13 protein-coding genes and 1 other annotated feature are annotated in these 16,645 nt (G+C 36.7%); of the genes, 5 read left to right on the top strand and 8 right to left on the bottom strand.

The window, feature by feature from the left end:
- The first annotated feature begins 574 nt into the window (after positions 1-574).
- Positions 575-1,213 (top strand): TetR/AcrR family transcriptional regulator, encoded by a 639-nt coding sequence (locus DK866_RS14570; RefSeq protein WP_109409479.1) that lies wholly within the window; start codon positions 575-577, stop codon positions 1,211-1,213.
- A gap of 282 nt (positions 1,214-1,495) precedes the next feature.
- Entirely contained in the window at positions 1,496-3,085 is a 1,590-nt protein-coding gene (locus DK866_RS14565; RefSeq protein ID WP_109409478.1) for an amidohydrolase family protein, read from the top strand.
- Between the two features lie 70 nt (positions 3,086-3,155).
- Here the strand turns inward: DK866_RS14565 and clpB are convergent, their stop codons facing one another.
- The 3 genes from clpB to rluD all read right to left on the bottom strand — a co-directional run bounded on the left by clpB (position 3,156) and on the right by rluD (position 7,584).
- Positions 3,156-5,729 (bottom strand): ATP-dependent chaperone ClpB, encoded by a 2,574-nt coding sequence (clpB, locus tag DK866_RS14560; protein WP_109409477.1) that lies wholly within the window; start codon positions 5,727-5,729, stop codon positions 3,156-3,158.
- 145 nt (positions 5,730-5,874) lie between these two features.
- Positions 5,875-6,606 carry a purine nucleoside phosphorylase YfiH gene (gene yfiH / locus DK866_RS14555; RefSeq protein WP_109409476.1) on the bottom strand — a complete coding sequence of 244 codons (732 nt, stop codon included), beginning with the start codon at positions 6,604-6,606 and terminating at the stop codon, positions 5,875-5,877.
- The gene (rluD, locus tag DK866_RS14550) at positions 6,607-7,584 is read right to left on the bottom strand and encodes a 23S rRNA pseudouridine(1911/1915/1917) synthase RluD (protein WP_072070871.1); all 978 of its coding nucleotides are present in this window, start codon (positions 7,582-7,584) and stop codon (positions 6,607-6,609) included.
- 135 nt (positions 7,585-7,719) lie between these two features.
- Here rluD and bamD point away from each other — a divergent pair, with 135 nt between their 5' ends.
- The 3 genes from bamD (at position 7,720) to pheA (ending at position 10,526) form a co-directional block, all read left to right on the top strand.
- Positions 7,720-8,454, top strand: coding sequence for an outer membrane protein assembly factor BamD (bamD, locus tag DK866_RS14545; protein ID WP_072070872.1), 735 nt, complete (start codon positions 7,720-7,722; stop codon positions 8,452-8,454).
- A 271-nt stretch (positions 8,455-8,725) separates the two neighbouring features.
- Positions 8,726-9,061: a ribosome-associated translation inhibitor RaiA gene (gene raiA, locus DK866_RS14540; protein WP_109409475.1), complete on the top strand. Its 336-nt coding sequence runs from the start codon at positions 8,726-8,728 to the stop codon at positions 9,059-9,061.
- Between the two features lie 155 nt (positions 9,062-9,216).
- Positions 9,217-9,333: a sequence feature (Phe leader region), on the top strand.
- 35 nt (positions 9,334-9,368) lie between these two features.
- Entirely contained in the window at positions 9,369-10,526 is a 1,158-nt protein-coding gene (pheA, locus tag DK866_RS14535; RefSeq protein ID WP_109409474.1) for a bifunctional chorismate mutase/prephenate dehydratase, read from the top strand.
- Between the two features lie 88 nt (positions 10,527-10,614).
- Here pheA and DK866_RS14530 read toward each other — a convergent pair whose 3' ends face one another.
- The 5 genes from DK866_RS14530 to trmD form a co-directional block, all read right to left on the bottom strand.
- The gene (locus DK866_RS14530; protein WP_109409473.1) at positions 10,615-11,955 is read right to left on the bottom strand and encodes an anaerobic C4-dicarboxylate transporter; all 1,341 of its coding nucleotides are present in this window, start codon (positions 11,953-11,955) and stop codon (positions 10,615-10,617) included.
- An 886-nt stretch (positions 11,956-12,841) separates the two neighbouring features.
- On the bottom strand, positions 12,842-13,966 hold the full coding sequence (gene tyrA / locus DK866_RS14525; protein ID WP_109409472.1) for a bifunctional chorismate mutase/prephenate dehydrogenase: 1,125 nt from the start codon (positions 13,964-13,966) through the stop codon (positions 12,842-12,844).
- A gap of 35 nt (positions 13,967-14,001) precedes the next feature.
- Positions 14,002-15,096: a 3-deoxy-7-phosphoheptulonate synthase gene (locus DK866_RS14520; RefSeq protein ID WP_109409471.1), complete on the bottom strand. Its 1,095-nt coding sequence runs from the start codon at positions 15,094-15,096 to the stop codon at positions 14,002-14,004.
- A gap of 388 nt (positions 15,097-15,484) precedes the next feature.
- The gene (gene rplS, locus DK866_RS14515) at positions 15,485-15,838 is read right to left on the bottom strand and encodes a 50S ribosomal protein L19 (protein WP_036932575.1); all 354 of its coding nucleotides are present in this window, start codon (positions 15,836-15,838) and stop codon (positions 15,485-15,487) included.
- A gap of 52 nt (positions 15,839-15,890) precedes the next feature.
- Positions 15,891-16,643, bottom strand: coding sequence for a tRNA (guanosine(37)-N1)-methyltransferase TrmD (gene trmD / locus DK866_RS14510; protein WP_072070877.1), 753 nt, complete (start codon positions 16,641-16,643; stop codon positions 15,891-15,893).
- Between the last annotated feature and the right edge of the window lie 2 nt (positions 16,644-16,645).

The following is a 16,645-nucleotide window of genomic DNA, read 5'->3' as shown; positions in this document are numbered from 1 at the left end:
TAAAGAGCAGTGCAACATTCGCTGCCGTTTCCGGTCTTCTGCGTTGTTGCGAGGAGGTGCATTCTACATCTTCCTCATTCAGTGTCAAGCGTTTATTTTCAAGGCTTTTCACTTTTTTTCTTTGTTCTCTCGGCTAACTCACTTAGCGTGGTTTGCCGTGACAACGAGGGCGCATTATAGGGAGTTTTCTGAATGTGACAAGTATTATTTTCAAAAAACTTTTCGATAGCGCACTTTGTAATCAACTCGATAATTAATGGATAAATCATAGACACATATCGATTGCAAAACAAACAAAAATAGTAAGTTCGATTTTATTCCTTTCTTTATTTGCATTAAATAAACGACAAACAATAAGAAGTGTTCTAATAGGTGCACTTAATCTTATTACTCAATCTTACTAATTTTAATCGTATTCTGCTTTCTCACATACGTATATCAAATCGGCTTCAGGCCTTCCTTGTTTATATACACTGGTAGTTACGTTCATATAGTTATCCCATAGAGCTACCTACTTTCAATGTTATACTAAGCCATACGCTACTTTATTTAACAATCGACTTTCTTAAATACTATGGAAAATAGAAGAAAACCTAAATTAACGACAAAAGGGCAACAGCGAACCCAAGCGATGATAAATGCCGCTATAGACTGCTTTTTAACCTATGGCTATGAAAAAACATCTCTTGATATGATCATTCAAAAATCAGGTGGCTCTCGCTCAACGCTTTACCATCACTTTAAAAACAAAGAGGGATTATTTTCTGCCGTAATTGAAAGTCTAATCAATGATATCTTTCTTGAAGTACAAAATAAGATGCTGGAACACAAAACAGCATACCAGCTACTTGAACACTTTGGGTTTTCATTCATCAATAAGCTACTTGAACCTAAAACAATGGGTCTTTACCGTTTAGTTATTGCTGAATCAGTACATTTTCCAATGCTAGGACAAGCATTTAATCAACTTGCACCAGAAAATAGCTATAAGTATTTGGCACAAGAACTCGAAAAATTAGAAGAAATTAGCTTTGATTTTGAACAACTTCGTCATATTGCTGGATTTTTTATTGAGATGTTAAAAACTAACTTCTTTATGAAAGCTTTGATTACCTCTAATTACACACCAACAACCGAAGAAATACGTCAACAATGTAAATTGTGCGCTTTAATTATTGGTGATTACCTTTTGGTAGATAAAAAAGAAAAATAATTACTCCTTTCTTTATATTCATACGACTTAGCCTGTTTACTTATTTGTATTCACAAAAAGGACAGGCTTCAATACTATTTTTCATTAAATTATATCGACTTAATCTTACTTCCCTCTATAAATCTCCTTCTTTATTTTTCATTTCTACATCAATCAAAATGTATACAGCATTAAAAAAATAGACTAAAAAAAATTATGTACTATTCAATACACAAAAAAATACTGCTAGAATAATTCCGTACTGAACAATACACTTTTTTTTTTATTAATTGAGATAACATCATGACAGATAATAAAAATACAATTTCAAGACGCTCTTTTATAAAAGCTGCTGGTGTAGGCTCTTTGGGCTTAGCACTTACCACACCGAATAATGCTTCAGCAATATCCTCTTCTGTAAATAAAGAAAATAGAGACTATATTGCGACCAAAAAATCCAAAAAGATCATATATAACGGCTATGTCATAACAATGGACGAAAAATATGGTGATTTAGAGAATGGAGCCATTCTAGTTGAAAATGACACTATCATTGATATCGGGGATATTTCTAAATTTGCCCACATCAATGCAGAATTAATTGATGCTGAAGGTGGCATTATTCTTCCTGGTATAATTGATAGCCATCGACATACATGGATGTCTCTTTTAAGAAGCATCTCTGCCGATATGTCATTAGCGCATTTTTTAAACTCTGTTTTCTATGGTATCGGTGCATTAATGGAAGCTGAAGATTTAAAAATGGCAACCTTAGTCGGCTCTTTAGAAGCCCTAGACGCTGGAGTAACAACGATTTTAGATTGCTGTGATTGTGTAAACACTCCTCAACATGCCGAAGCAGCTATTGGATCTTTACGTGAGTCAGGTATCCGTAGTATTTATGCCTATGGAATGCAATCTTATGATTATAAAGGTGAAAATAGATTTAAAACACATTCACAACGTATTGAGACAGCAAAAGAGATTTATCAGAAATTTTATAAAAATAACAATACTATAAACAAAATGGGAGTATTGCTGAGTGATTTTGGCACTATTCCGTTTGAACATACACGCCAAGAAATTGAACAAGCTAAAAAAATGGGAATTTTTATTGCTTCACATACAGGGGCGGCAGAAAAATCTATTTTATTAAAAGGATTACATGAACTAAAACAAAACAATCTTCTCCATCCTGGTCACCTACATATTCACTGTACCTCCCTAGATCGTAGTGAATGGGATATTTTATCCCAAACTGGTGGGAAAGTTTCTATCGCACCAGAAACAGAAATGCAAATGGGAATGGGGAGGCCTCCTTTCCGTGCAAGCATTGACCATGGATTTAAACCCGGATTAAGTACAGATATTGTTTGTGTTGGTTCTGGTGATTTATTTTCACAAATGCGTTTAGGATTACAATTCCAACGTTGCATGGATAATGAAGCTACAGCTAATCGGACGGGTAAAACAACGACTCACATTGACTTAAGTGTTAGAGATGCATTGGCTTGGGCAACTCAAGGTAGTGCTGAAGCATTAGGAATGGAAAAACAGATAGGTACTCTTACGCCAAATAAAAAAGCAGACATTATTATAGTATCTCAAAGTAAAGCCTTTGTTCCTTCGAGTTACCCTGCTGGTTCAATTGTATTACAAACTACCGCTTCTGATGTCGATACTGTCATTATTAATGGTGAAGTTAAAAAACGCTTTGGTAAATTGCTTCATCATGATGTTGAAAAAATCAGAGCAGAGGCAACAGCAACATTAAAACATATTCAAGAAAAAGCAAAAAGCATCCCGAATGTCTCACCTGAAGAAATCGCTCAATTTTTTGATGTAGCACAAGAGCAAGCAAGAGAAAACTTTGCTCAAGCATATAAAAAATAAGTTTATTTTAATAAAAAAAGCCTACAAATTTCAGTTTGTAGGCTTTGCTATCAAATAAATAAAACATCTATTATTGTTTTGCAATTATCTTATTATCATCTAAATCTAAGATAATCTCTTTGCCTGGCAATAACTTACCTGACAAAATATCTTGAGCCAATGGGTTTTCAACCTCTTGTTGGATAGCTCGTTTCAGTGGACGAGCACCATAAATTGGATCAAAACCAACTTCACTCAATTTTTCTAATGCCGCACCTGTAATAGTGACGTGATAACCACGCTCTTCTAAACGTTGGTATAAACGACGTAACTGAATTTGTGCAATCGCTGCAATGTTTTCTTTGCCTAATGGGTGGAATACCACAACTTCATCAATACGGTTAATAAACTCTGGTCTGAAATGATGGCCAACTACATCCATCACTATTGTTTTCATTTCAGGATAATCAAGTGTCCCGAAACGTTCCTGAATTAAATCAGAACCTAAGTTTGATGTCATAATCACAACAGTATTACGAAAATCTACGGTTCTACCTTGTCCATCGGTTAAACGACCATCATCCAATACTTGTAATAAGATATTGAATACATCAGGGTGCGCTTTTTCAACTTCATCTAATAAGATGACTGAATAAGGACGACGACGAACTGCTTCTGTTAAATATCCACCTTCTTCGTAACCAACATATCCTGGAGGCGCCCCCACTAAACGAGAAACGGAGTGTTTTTCCATAAACTCAGACATATCGATACGAACCATTGCATCATCACTATCAAACAAGAAATTTGCTAGTGCTTTACATAATTCTGTTTTACCCACCCCTGTTGGTCCTAAAAATAAGAACGAACCAATTGGGCGATTAGGATCAGACAACCCAGCACGACTACGGCGGATCGCATTTGATACTGCGCTTACGGCCTCTGCCTGACCAATAACACGTCTATGTAATTCTTGTTCCATTCTTAGCAGTTTTTCACGCTCCCCTTCTAGCATTCTAGAAACAGGAATACCGGTCCAACGCGCTAAGATTTCAGCAATTTCAGCATCAGTGACTTTATTACGTAACAGCTTCATATGTTTATCTTCAGCTTTATTCGCTTCAGCAAGCTGTTTTTCTAACGTTGGAATTTGCCCATATTGGATTTCTGACATTTTTGCCAAATCACCACTACGGCGAGCTTGCTCTAATGCAATACGAGCTTGCTCTAATTCTGATTTAATATGTTGAGTTCCTGTCAACTCTGCTTTTTCTGCTTTCCACTCTTCTTCTAAAGCAGAATATTCTTTCTCTTTTTCAGCAAGCTCTTCATTTAGCATTTCTAAACGCTTTTTACTTGCATCATCAGACTCTTTTTGCAGGGCTTGTTGTTCAAGTTTCAGCTGAATAATACGTCTATCAAGTCTATCTAATGCTTCTGGTTTTGAATCCATTTGCATACGTAGGCTTGCACCTGCTTCATCAATTAAGTCAATCGCTTTATCTGGTAACATACGGTCAGATATATAGCGATGTGATAAAGTCGCAGCTGCAACGATAGCTGGGTCTGTAATTTGAACATGATGATGAAGTTCATAACGTTCTTTCAGACCACGTAAAATAGCAATGGTATCTTCTACTGTTGGCTCTGCTACATACACTTTTTGGAAACGACGCTCTAAAGCAGCATCTTTCTCAATATATTGACGATATTCATCAAGTGTTGTTGCACCAACACAGTGTAACTCACCACGTGCTAAGGCTGGTTTTAACATATTACCCGCATCCATAGCACCATCGGCTTTACCTGCACCAACCATTGTATGTAATTCATCAATAAACAGAATGACACTACCTTCCTGTTTAGATAAATCATTTAAAACTGCTTTTAAACGCTCTTCAAATTCACCGCGATATTTAGCGCCAGCTAATAAAGAGCCCATATCAAGAGAAAGCACACGTTTATTTTTTAAACCTTCTGGTACTTCGCCGTTAACAATACGTTGAGCTAATCCTTCAACAATCGCCGTTTTACCGACACCCGGTTCACCAATAAGCACTGGGTTATTTTTAGTACGACGTTGTAAAACCTGAATGGTTCTTCTGATTTCTTCATCACGACCAATGACAGGATCAAGTTTGCCTTGTTCTGCTCTTTCCGTTAAATCCACAGTATATTTTTTCAATGCCTGACGTTGGTCTTCTGCATTTTGATCGTTCACTGTTTCTCCACCACGTATTTTTTCAATCGCTATCTCAAGACTTGCTTTATTAGCACCCGCAGCTTTTAGCATATCAGCAACTTGACCACCGGTTTCCATTGCAGCTAAAAGGAAAAGCTCTGAGGAAATAAATTCATCACCTTTTTTCTGTGCTAACTTATCGCACAAATTAAGATGCTTAATAAGATCATTAGAGGGATGAACCTCTCCACCAGCACCTTCAACTTTAGGTAATCGAGACAAAGCTTCATTAATTCGCTCATTAAATTGCGATGCATTAACACCTGTTGATGTTAATAGAGGGCGAATTGAGCCGCCTTGTTGATTAAATAACGCACTCAGTAAATGTATGGGTTCTATAAATTGATTATCGTTCCCAAGTGCCAATGACTGGGCGTCTGCGAGAGCTTGCTGGAATTTATTGGTTAATTTATCCAGACGCATAACACCTCCAAGTAAAATTTAAAGTAAAATTCGTAACTGGAGAATAGATGAGGTCATTTTGACAATATTCAAGCTCAAAATAAAAATTTTGAGCAAAAATATTTATCAATATTTGAGATAAGTGAGAAAAACGGTTGAGAGAAGTTTATTTAATCCAGATTAATGATGCCATTCGACCTGTTATCTGTTCACGTCTATACGAAAAGAAACGCGATTTCTCTGTCACAGTACAGAAATCACCACCGTAAATCTGAGTTACCCCATTTTCCTGTAAAATTATTCTCGCTAACATATAGATATTAGCTAAATATTTACCATTATGAGGAATAAATGCAGGATCAAAGGCCTTATTTTTTTCAATAAAGGCCAAACGTACTTCAGCCCCAACTTCAAAAGCATTGGGGCCAATTGCAGGTCCCAACCATGCCATTATTTGATGTTTGGGTGCTTTAAACTGTGCAAGTGTATTTTGTAATACACCATGGCAAAGCCCTCTCCATCCACCATGTGCTGCACCAACTTCTGTTCCATCAAGCGTTGTAAAAAGAACAGGTAGGCAATCTGCCGTCATAATTGCACAAACTTTTTTCTCGGTAGCGGTATAAAGGGCATCACCTTCTACTTCATTATTTTTCTCAGCTTTTAACGTAACAACGTGAGTGCCATGAACTTGTTCAAGCCATAATGGCATTTCAGGTAACTGCGCTTGTTGGCAGAGTCTACGCCTATTTTCTTCAACGCAAGACAATTCATCACCAACATGTGTACCTAAATTAAGGCTGTGATAAGGCGGTAAACTGATACCGCCTTCTCTGAGCGTACTGCAAGCCCCAATATTCTCAGGTTGTGGCCAATCTGGAAAAATCAATGAAGTCATTTACCAATCCATTTCATCTTTAAATTGTTCAGCATCATCTTTTAATACATCGATAAGCTTAACCATATCATCAGGTAACGGCGCATGCCATTCCATTTCAATACCCGTGATCGGATGATAAAGACGTAACATTGTTGCGTGTAATGCTTGTCTATCAAATAAACGTAGCGTTTCACGCAACTCTTCTGATGCACCTTTTAAAGGGCGTGGTCTTCCTGCATAAAGCTGATCACCAATTAATGCATGATGAATATGTGCCATATGAACACGAATTTGATGGGTACGCCCCGTTTCTAAGCGTAAACGTAAACGTGTATGAGCACGGAAATGCTCCATGACGCGATAATGCGTTACTGCTGGTTTACCCATTGGGTGTACAGCCATATGCGTACGCTTAGTCGGATGTCGAGAAATGGGTTCATTGACTAATCCACCCGCAGTCATCCTTCCGGTCGCAACTGCTTCATACTCACGCGTGATTTCACGACGTTGTAAAGCTTCAACTAAATGAGTTTGAGCCGGAACTGTTTTTGCAACAACCATTAAACCTGTTGTATCTTTATCCAAACGATGGACAATACCTGCGCGAGGTACATTAGCAATTTCAGGATAACGATAAAGTAATGCATTTAATACGGTACCATCAGGGTTACCAGCACCAGGATGAACAACGAGATCCCTTGGTTTATTGATAACTAAAATATCGTCATCTTCATAAACGATATTTAACGGAATATTCTGAGGCTCCCAGCGAACTTCCTCTTCAATTAAGGCATCGACTTCAATTTTTTCACCGCCAAGCATTTTTTCCTTTGGCTTATTGATGATTTTATCGTTAACCTGCACTCTATTGTCTAAGATCCACTCTTTTATACGAGATCTTGAATAATCAGGGAACATTTCGGCCAAAGCCTGATCTAAGCGTTGACCCAGCTGTGAATCTGCGACTGTAGCATTAAGTCGTATTTGTTGAGACATAAATAGTTTTCTATTAATTAAGTTAGTGTTTTGACGGCACAGCCGTTTCATTTAAAATGAGTTATAGTGTAACCGATTTTAGGGGAGCTTCACGGAGAGACTCCCCAAACCTATTCAGAGGATAATCAATACGTGATGAGACGCATTAAATACCTGGTGGCAGCGGCCACTGTAAGCCTGTTACTTTCTGGCTGTTCGAGTTCAGACAAAGACGCTACTGCCGATATGTCGCCTTCTGAGCTTTACACAACCAGTCAGGAAAAATTGCTAGATGGCAATTATGGAGCGGCTATCAAACAATTAGAGTCTCTCGATAATCGCTATCCTTTTGGCCCTTACTCGCAACAAGTTCAGCTCGACTTGATTTATGCTTATTATAAATCAGCGGAACTGCCAATGGCGATTACTGCAATCGACCGTTTTATGCGATTAAACCCAACCCATCCTAATATTGACTATGTTCTTTATATGCGAGGCTTAACAGCTCAAGCATTAGATGATAGTGCATTACAAGGATTCTTTGGTATTGATCGTTCAGACCGTGATCCTCAACATGCAATTGTGGCATTTAAAGACTTCAGTCAATTAGTACGTTATTACCCTGATAGCCTTTACGTCGCTGATGCAACCAAGCGCCTTGTCTTTCTTAAAAACCGTTTAGCGAAGTATGAACTTTCAGTTGCGAAATTCTATACTAAACGAGGGGCTTATGTCGCGGTTATTAATAGAGTAGAGCAAATGATGCGTGATTATCCTGATACACAAGCTACTCGTGATGCGCTTGAATACATGGAAAACGCCTATAAAGAGTTAGGTCTGACACAAGAAGCAGATAAAGTGGCTTCATTGATTGCAGCAAATCCAGCTTAACCCAAGCATTACTATCAAAAACAGCAGCTTATCGCTGCTGTTTTTTTATTCTTTTTTAGCTAAATTGTCTTTACTTTTCATCAGCCCAACCTTCCTAATATGACTGAATAAATGCAACTTAACAAGCGCTCTTTTTCAGCTATTTATCATTTGTCACGTTTCTATTACTTGTTACACATACAACCAACAAAAAGTGATTTTGATCATGTTTTTAATTGTGTATCACGATATTCTGAAGTTATCGAAGACGGAGTAATTAAGAGGTAACTATATGATTATAAATATTACTAGCAAACAAATGGAAATTACCCCAGCACTACGTGAACACATTGAAAGCCGTCTAACTAAACTTAATAAATGGCAGGTGAATTTAATCAATCCTCGTATTATTCTGACAAAAGATCCTAAAGGTTTTAGTGTTGATGCCAGCATTCACATACCAAATGGGCAATTGGTCGCTAATGCACAACACACAGATATGTATGTCGCTATTAATGATTTGTTAGCAAAACTTGAGCGCCAATTAAACAAAGTTCAGCATAAAAATGAATCTCGTCGGGCTGATAACAGCTTGAAAGAAGAAAATTTACTTGTCGATGAAATGTAAATAGTAAAGCTAGATTAAAAATTAGAATAAATCACTGACTCAAAACGCCTCTGCGCATCCTCGTGATGCGCTTTTTATTGTATTTTTCTTGACTCCTTTCACATCATCATGTTTGATAGCTATATGTTAAATAATTTACCAAACAATATAATGACGATGCATTCGTTTTTGTCTTTCTTCTTTTTCTTTTTACTCTTTCATTAAGAGGCTTTGTCATTTCAGAAAGAAAAGTAAGAACGACAATAGCCTCCAAAAATGGAGGCTTTTTTATTTATAATGGTATGACGCAAAAGTATAGGGCTAAAACATGGAAAAACTCGATTTATTAGCAATCAGAGATAAAATCACAACGTTAGATTCAGAATTACTCACGTTGTTAGCAAATAGACGCCAATTATCTGCTGATGTCGCTCAATTTAAATTGAATACACATCGCCCTATTAGAGATAAAAATCGTGAGCGTGAATTACTTGATTTATTAATTGAGAAAGGAAAAAAAGTTGGTCTAGATGGTTTTTATATCAGCCGCATTTTTCAAATGATTATTGAAGATTCCGTATTAACCCAGCAAGCTATTTTACAGCAACACCTAAATGCGACACCAAATGAATCGGCAAGGATTGCTTATTTAGGCCCTAAAGGCTCTTATTCACATATTGCTGCTCGCCAATATGCGGCTCGTCATTTTGATACAATTATAGATTGTACTTGTCACAAGTTTGACGATATTTTCACACTGGTTGATACAGGGCAAGCTGATTACGGTTTATTGCCTATTGAGAATACCAGCTCTGGCGCAATTAATGATGTTTACGATTTACTGCAAACAACATCACTGTCTATTGTGGGTGAAATTCGTATTCCTATTAATCATGCACTTTTAACCAGCGTTGATAGTTCGACAGAAGAATTACAAACTATTTATAGCCATCCTCAACCTTTCCAACAATGTAGCCATTATTTAAATCAGTATCCAAACTGGAAAATTGAATATTGCGAAAGTACGGCCGCTGCAATGGAAAAAGTAGCTCTTGCACAATCACCACATGTTGCCGCTATTGGTAGTGAAGCGGGTGGATCTCTTTATGGCTTAAAACCCTTAGCGAATAATTTAGCAAACCAGCAAATAAACGTAACACGCTTTATTGTTATCGCACGTAAAGCGATTGATGTGTCAGAGCAAGTTCCTGCAAAAACAACGTTCTTAATGGCTACAGGGCAACAAGCGGGGGCTTTAGTCGATGCTCTAATGATTTTAAAAAAATACGACATTATTATGACAAAATTAGAATCTCGCCCTATTAATGGTACGCCTTGGGAAGAGATGTTTTATATTGATGTTCAAGCTAACTTGCGTGATATAAATATGCAAAAGGCTTTACATGATTTATCACAAACAACACGATCTTTAAAAATATTAGGATGTTATCCTTCAGAGAACGTAGTGCCTGTTGAAGTAAAATAATAAAAAAACACATTCATGAATAAATAAGCCAGATAGTGCATCACTATCTGGCTTCTCTTTTTATCTCATATTTTTACGTTATCTCTAATTATAAGAAACCATACATCGCTGCAAACACCCAACCAAAGACACAGGAAACTGTTACACCAATTAATCCTGGTAGGATAAAACTATGGTTTATAACAAAACGCCCTATTCGAGTTGTACCAGAACGGTCAAATTGAATAGCCGCTAAGTCACTAGGATAAGTTGGCAAAATATAGTAACCATAACAAGCGGGTGCAGATGCAATGATATAAGCAGGATCAACACCAATACCTAATGCTAAAGGAACAATTGCGGCTAAAGCTGCTGCTTGAGAGTTAACAAACTTAGATACCAATAATAAAACCACAGCATAAGCCCAAGGATATTCTCGTACTAATTGTCCTAATGCTGCTTCTATTTCTTTCATATGTGCAGAGAACATGGTTTCTGCCATCCAAGCAATACCATATACAGCAACAATTGCTATCATCCCTGAACGGAATACTTCATTTTTAGATATAAGAGACGGATTGGTTTTACAAATAATAATAATTGATGCGCCCGCTAATAACATAAACATCTGAATAACGAGCACCATAGATAACGGTTTACCATTAAATACAGGACGTATTTCAGAAAAAGCACCTAATATCGCAACAACGGCAATAGCACCTAAAAATATCCACATTGCCACCCAATTTTTCATTGGCAACTTTTTATCTAAAAGTGTTGCTGTATCACCATAAACATAATCATGGTTTTCAGGAACTGAAATAAACTCTTGGAAGCGTTGATCTTTATCTAAATCCTTACCTCTAAACCAACTAAAAATACCAATCGCTAAAATACCAATAAAAGTAGAAGGAATAGTAATTGCTAATAAATCTAAAAACTCAAGATGCTTACCATTAAAAGTGACATCACCTAACATTGCCACTAAGGTTACAACTGCAACAGAAACAGGGCTTGCAATAATCCCCATTTGCGAGCCTATAGTACTTGCTGCCATTGGCCTTTCTGGTCGGATATTATTTTTAATCGACACATCATAGATAATTGGCAAAATGGTATAAACAACGTGTCCCGTACCACACAGGATTGTGAGTGTACAAGTTACAAGTGGTGCAACAATAGAAATATATTTTGGATTTTTACGTAATAATTTTTCTGCTATTTGCAACATAACATCTAATCCACCTGATGCTTGTAATGTCGCAGATGCAGAAACAACAGCAATAATAACTAACATTACATCAACTGGTGGCTTTCCTGGTGGTAAGTTAAAAATGAAAACTAAAATAACTAAACCGACACCACCGAGCAGACCTAATGCTATTCCCCCTTTCCTAGCTCCATAAAATAGACACACTAATATAATGGCGAGTTGTATTATAAAATCCATAGTTTACCCCTTGAAAAACACGTCGGAATACAAATAAAAAATAATACAATTGATTTTTTAGCACTTCTTGTAAAAAACATAGTTTATAAAATGTAATTTACGATAACTGTTATACCTATTTTTTTGATCATTGTTATATTTTCAATAATACTTTTCTATTTCATTCAATTTTAAGAACTCATCAACAAATTATTTTTAATAAAAGACAATATCGAACATTAATAGTTATTTAATTAAACCCAATAATAACAATTGAATAACAATGAATATAAAAAATATTAGGGGATTAATAAAAACAAATATTTATCTTGTTGTTTTTAAATATATATTTAAGTTTACCTACCCTTATTTTCTAAATAAGAGTAGGAGATCCTATTGATTATCAAATTTGAAAAAGACAGGGGAATAATATGAATACTTTTATCTTACTGATTTTAAGTGTATTTTTTAATAATAATGCAGATAGAGTTGATCCCAAGGAGGGTTATTACGCTTATTCTTTGAGTAATCAATCACATTTACAGCGTTGTACAGTAAGTCCATGTCCAGATCCTAAGGACTATTAATTTATAACTATATTATTTTAAAGGGAATTTCCATGCTTAAACTATATATTTTAATACTTTCATCTCTATTTTCTAGTTATATAAGTGCTCAATATCATAATGAAAACATACAAAAAAAATCATCAATTAATGAGCATTCACATAATGAGACTAATACAACTGATCCTAGTGGTTGCGTTTGGCCACCTTGTGATGATGAGTGGTAATAAACTAAAAAAACAATAAATAATTAGCAAAATAAAAGCCGAACAATCACTGTTCGGCTTTTTATACTGTTATTCCTTTATACCTTTATATAGGTAGCTAAATACTATATATAGTTATATACGGCTATCATTCGCTTTTTGTAATAATACGCCACTCTCTTTCATAAATTGAGAAGCATAATCACCAAACCAATCACTCACGTTATTAAATGAATGGATAAACTCATTCTTTGCATTTATATCTAATAGATCGATAGCTTGACCTAATGAGTGATGATATCTACGAATTAATTCAATATTCTCTTTCGATGATAAAATAATATCTGCATACAGTTGAGGATCTTGAGCAAATAATCGCCCTATCATTGCCAGTTCTAAGCGATAAATAGGAGATGAAAGTCGCAGTAAACTCGCCAGATCGACTTTTTCTTTTGCTAAATGCTGACCATAAGCAAAGGTAGTAAAATGTCGAAGAGCTTGAATAAAACTCATGTTTTTATCATGCTCTTCTGGTGTAATTGCCTCAATTCTAGCGCCCCATACCATCAATTGCTCTAACAACCATTCAAACTCTTGATGGTTACGACCTTCACAATAAGCCACAACCTGTTTTGCTAAGCTAGGCACATCAGGTCCAAACATAGGATGAAGACCTAAAACAGGCCCACTATGTGCTTTTAACATTGCGTCTAGAGGTTCTTTTTTAATAGAAGCGAGATCCACTAACAAACAACTTTCAGGTAAAGGAGGAAGCTTCCCAATAACCTCAACGGTTAAATGGATAGGTACACTAATAATAACCATCCCAGCATTATCAAAAATAGCAGGTGATTTTATTTGCCATTCATTTGCTTCTAAACTTTCAACTTGATAACCAGAAAGGGTAAATAAACGGGAAAATAGTTTTCCCATTTTTCCATTCCCCCCCACAATCACAATTTTACCCAGTTGAGGATTTAGCGTTTTAAAGCCTTTGTCATTCTCTTTGGTATAAGATTCACGCATTACTCGGCGTAACACATCTTCAATCAAATCTGGGGATATTCCCATTTTCTGCGCATCATTACGCCGAGAAGCAAGCATTGAGGCTTCTCTATCAGGAGCATAAATCGGTAAACCATGGCGATTCTTAACTTCACCAACTTCAGCTACCAATTGCATTCTTTTCGCAAATAAAGAAAGCAGTGATTTATCTACCTGATCGATTTGCTCACGCAAATTTTTTAATTCTTCAGCCATCTATGCTTGCCTCTTTTTCTTTATGATTATCTAACTTAGCTTACTTTTTTAAATTGCTCTTCACGCTGAGCTAAAATAGGTGAAATTTGCGCATGTAAATTTCTTAATACAGATTCTGTTGTTTCCCAGCTAATGCACGCATCGGTGACTGAAACACCATATTTCATTTCGTTACGAGGCTGTTCTGATGATTGGTTGCCTTCATTAATATGACTTTCTAACATAATACCAGTGATAGATTGATTACCTTTAGTGATCTGTTCAATCACTGAATCCACCACGGCGGTTTGACGACGAAAATCTTTATTCGAATTACCGTGGCTACAATCGATCATTAATGACGGTTTTAAGCCTGCTTTTACCATATGGGCTTCACATTGCGCCACATCTTCTTCATGGTAATTTGGCGTTTTACCACCACGTAAAATAACATGTCCATCAGGATTACCTTGCGTTTGTAATAAACACACCTGCCCTGATTGATTAATTCCCATAAAACGATGTGGCATAGAGGCAGCCTTCATTGCATTAATCGCTGTATCAAGATTACCATCAGTTCCGTTTTTAAAACCCACCGGCATTGAAAGTCCTGATGCCATTTCACGGTGAGTCTGAGATTCTGTTGTCCTTGCACCAATTGCAGACCAACTAAATAAATCCCCTAAGTATTGTGGATTATTAGGATCTAATGCTTCAGTTGCCAAAGGCAAACCTAATTGTACAAGTTCAGTTAATAGTTTACGGGCAATATGTAACCCTTTTTCCATTTCAAAGCTACCATCCATAAATGGATCGCTAATTAAACCCTTCCAACCCACTGTTGTACGAGGTTTTTCAAAGTAGACACGCATCACAATGTACAGACTATCACTTAATTCAGACGCTAATACCTTCAAACGTTTCGCGTAATCGATAGCAACATCAACGTCATGAATGGAACAAGGCCCACATACCACAAGTAAACGAGGATCACGACGTTGAACAATTTCAGAGATTGTTTGACGTGATTGAGCAATGGCATGCAGATCATTGCGACTCAATGGGTATTTTTGTTTTAACTCTTCAGGCGTAATTAAAACCAGCTCTTCGCTGATATTCACATTATTGAGTGCGTCTTTTTGCATGATCATAATTTTTACCTTTTTATATCTGTCATTGTGATTTGTTGTCTGTCTGAAAGATAAGATAACACGCAATGTAAAGAAATCAATCCGTATTTTTAATAAAAATGATATAATTGTAATTTATAGTTTACACTAGATAAAAAAGTTAAATATAATTATTAAATTACAATGAGTTAAAGCATCATTAAAAAATAATAATTTTGTGATATTGATTAAATTAAAACAATAAAGTGTAATTAAATATTTACACATTATCTTTTAACGTATCTTGGAATAAGAGGAGTTAAAAAGAGAGGAATATAAAAATAAGTAACAATATAATAAAAATTCAACATAAAAAAAGGTCAGCAAACGCTGACCTTTTAACAATAACTTTCGGATGTGCGAAAGCGTATTATTTAGCGTTAAGACGCTCTTTGATACGAGCAGCCTTACCTGAACGCTCACGCAGGTAGTACAGTTTAGCTTGGCGAACCGCACCACGACGTTTCACAGTGATGCTATCTACGACTGGAGAGTGAGTTTGGAATACACGCTCAACACCTTCGCCATTAGAAATTTTACGAACAGTAAATGCAGAGTGCAGACCGCGGTTACGAATAGCGATAACCACGCCCTCGAATGCCTGCAGACGTTTTTTAGAACCTTCAACAACCCATACCTTAACTTCTACATTATCGCCTGGACGAAATGAAGGTACATCTTGCTTCATTTGTTCTTGTTCGATTTGCTTAATAATATTGCTCATAATAACTCTCTTACCCTAGGTAAACTGATATTAATGACACCTTGTGTCAGACTTACTCTGCTGTACTTTCCAGATATTCCCGTTGGAACTCTGTTAACAGCACTCTTTGCTCGTCAGTCAGAGCTAGGCTTTCCAGAAGCTCAGGTCTTCTTAGCCAGGTTCGACCCAGTGATTGTTTCATACGCCAGCGATTAATATGTGCATGGTTACCTGACAGTAGAACTGCCGGAACTTCCATACCATCTAATACCTCTGGGCGAGTATAGTGAGGATGATCCAGTAAACCTTCAGCAAAAGAATCTTCTTTTGCTGAGGCCGCATGCCCAAGAACCCCCGGAACAAAACGAGCTACAGCATCTATCATTATCATGGCAGGTAATTCCCCACCACTTAATACGTAATCACCTACAGACCATTCTTCATCGATTTCAGTCTGAATGACACGCTCATCTATACCTTCATACCGACCACAAACTAGAATTAGCTTCTCATTTGTTGCCAGCTCACAAACTCCTTGTTGATCGAGTTTGCGTCCCTGAGGTGATAAATAAATCACCTTTGCTCCATCACCTGCCGCAGCTTTCGCTTGATGAATAGCTTCCCTTAAGGGCTGCACCATCATCAACATACCAGGACCACCGCCATAAGGGCGATCATCAACGGTATTGTGTCTGTCGTATGTAAAATCTCGGGGATTCCAACATTCTACATTAAGCAAACCATGCTTAACTGCCCGACCAGTCACCCCGTACTCGGTTATAGAGCGGAACATTTCTGGAAATAGGCTAATTACCCCAATCCACATTT

Source organism: Proteus genomosp. 4 str. ATCC 51469 (assembly GCF_003144375.1).
Lineage (GTDB): Bacteria > Pseudomonadota > Gammaproteobacteria > Enterobacterales > Enterobacteriaceae > Proteus.
The sequence above is the reverse complement of the archived record's forward strand: the minus strand, read 5'-3'. Positions and strand labels throughout refer to the sequence as shown.

What these genes read in the sequence shown, in the direction of transcription:
- bamD (WP_072070872.1), top strand. Translation starts at nt 7,720, where the DNA reads ATGAGACGCATTAAATACCTGGTGGCAGCGGCCACTGTAAGCCTGTTA.
- rluD (WP_072070871.1), bottom strand. Translation starts at nt 7,584, where the DNA reads ATGTCTCAACAAATACGACTTAATGCTACAGTCGCAGATTCACAGCTG.
- raiA (WP_109409475.1), top strand. Translation starts at nt 8,726, where the DNA reads ATGATTATAAATATTACTAGCAAACAAATGGAAATTACCCCAGCACTA.
- clpB (WP_109409477.1), bottom strand. Translation starts at nt 5,729, where the DNA reads ATGCGTCTGGATAAATTAACCAATAAATTCCAGCAAGCTCTCGCAGAC.
- DK866_RS14565 (WP_109409478.1), top strand. Translation starts at nt 1,496, where the DNA reads ATGACAGATAATAAAAATACAATTTCAAGACGCTCTTTTATAAAAGCT.
- DK866_RS14520 (WP_109409471.1), bottom strand. Translation starts at nt 15,096, where the DNA reads ATGATCATGCAAAAAGACGCACTCAATAATGTGAATATCAGCGAAGAG.
- rplS (WP_036932575.1), bottom strand. Translation starts at nt 15,838, where the DNA reads ATGAGCAATATTATTAAGCAAATCGAACAAGAACAAATGAAGCAAGAT.
- yfiH (WP_109409476.1), bottom strand. Translation starts at nt 6,606, where the DNA reads ATGACTTCATTGATTTTTCCAGATTGGCCACAACCTGAGAATATTGGG.
- pheA (WP_109409474.1), top strand. Translation starts at nt 9,369, where the DNA reads ATGGAAAAACTCGATTTATTAGCAATCAGAGATAAAATCACAACGTTA.
- DK866_RS14530 (WP_109409473.1), bottom strand. Translation starts at nt 11,955, where the DNA reads ATGGATTTTATAATACAACTCGCCATTATATTAGTGTGTCTATTTTAT.
- trmD (WP_072070877.1), bottom strand. Translation starts at nt 16,643, where the DNA reads ATGTGGATTGGGGTAATTAGCCTATTTCCAGAAATGTTCCGCTCTATA.
- tyrA (WP_109409472.1), bottom strand. Translation starts at nt 13,966, where the DNA reads ATGGCTGAAGAATTAAAAAATTTGCGTGAGCAAATCGATCAGGTAGAT.
- DK866_RS14570 (WP_109409479.1), top strand. Translation starts at nt 575, where the DNA reads ATGGAAAATAGAAGAAAACCTAAATTAACGACAAAAGGGCAACAGCGA.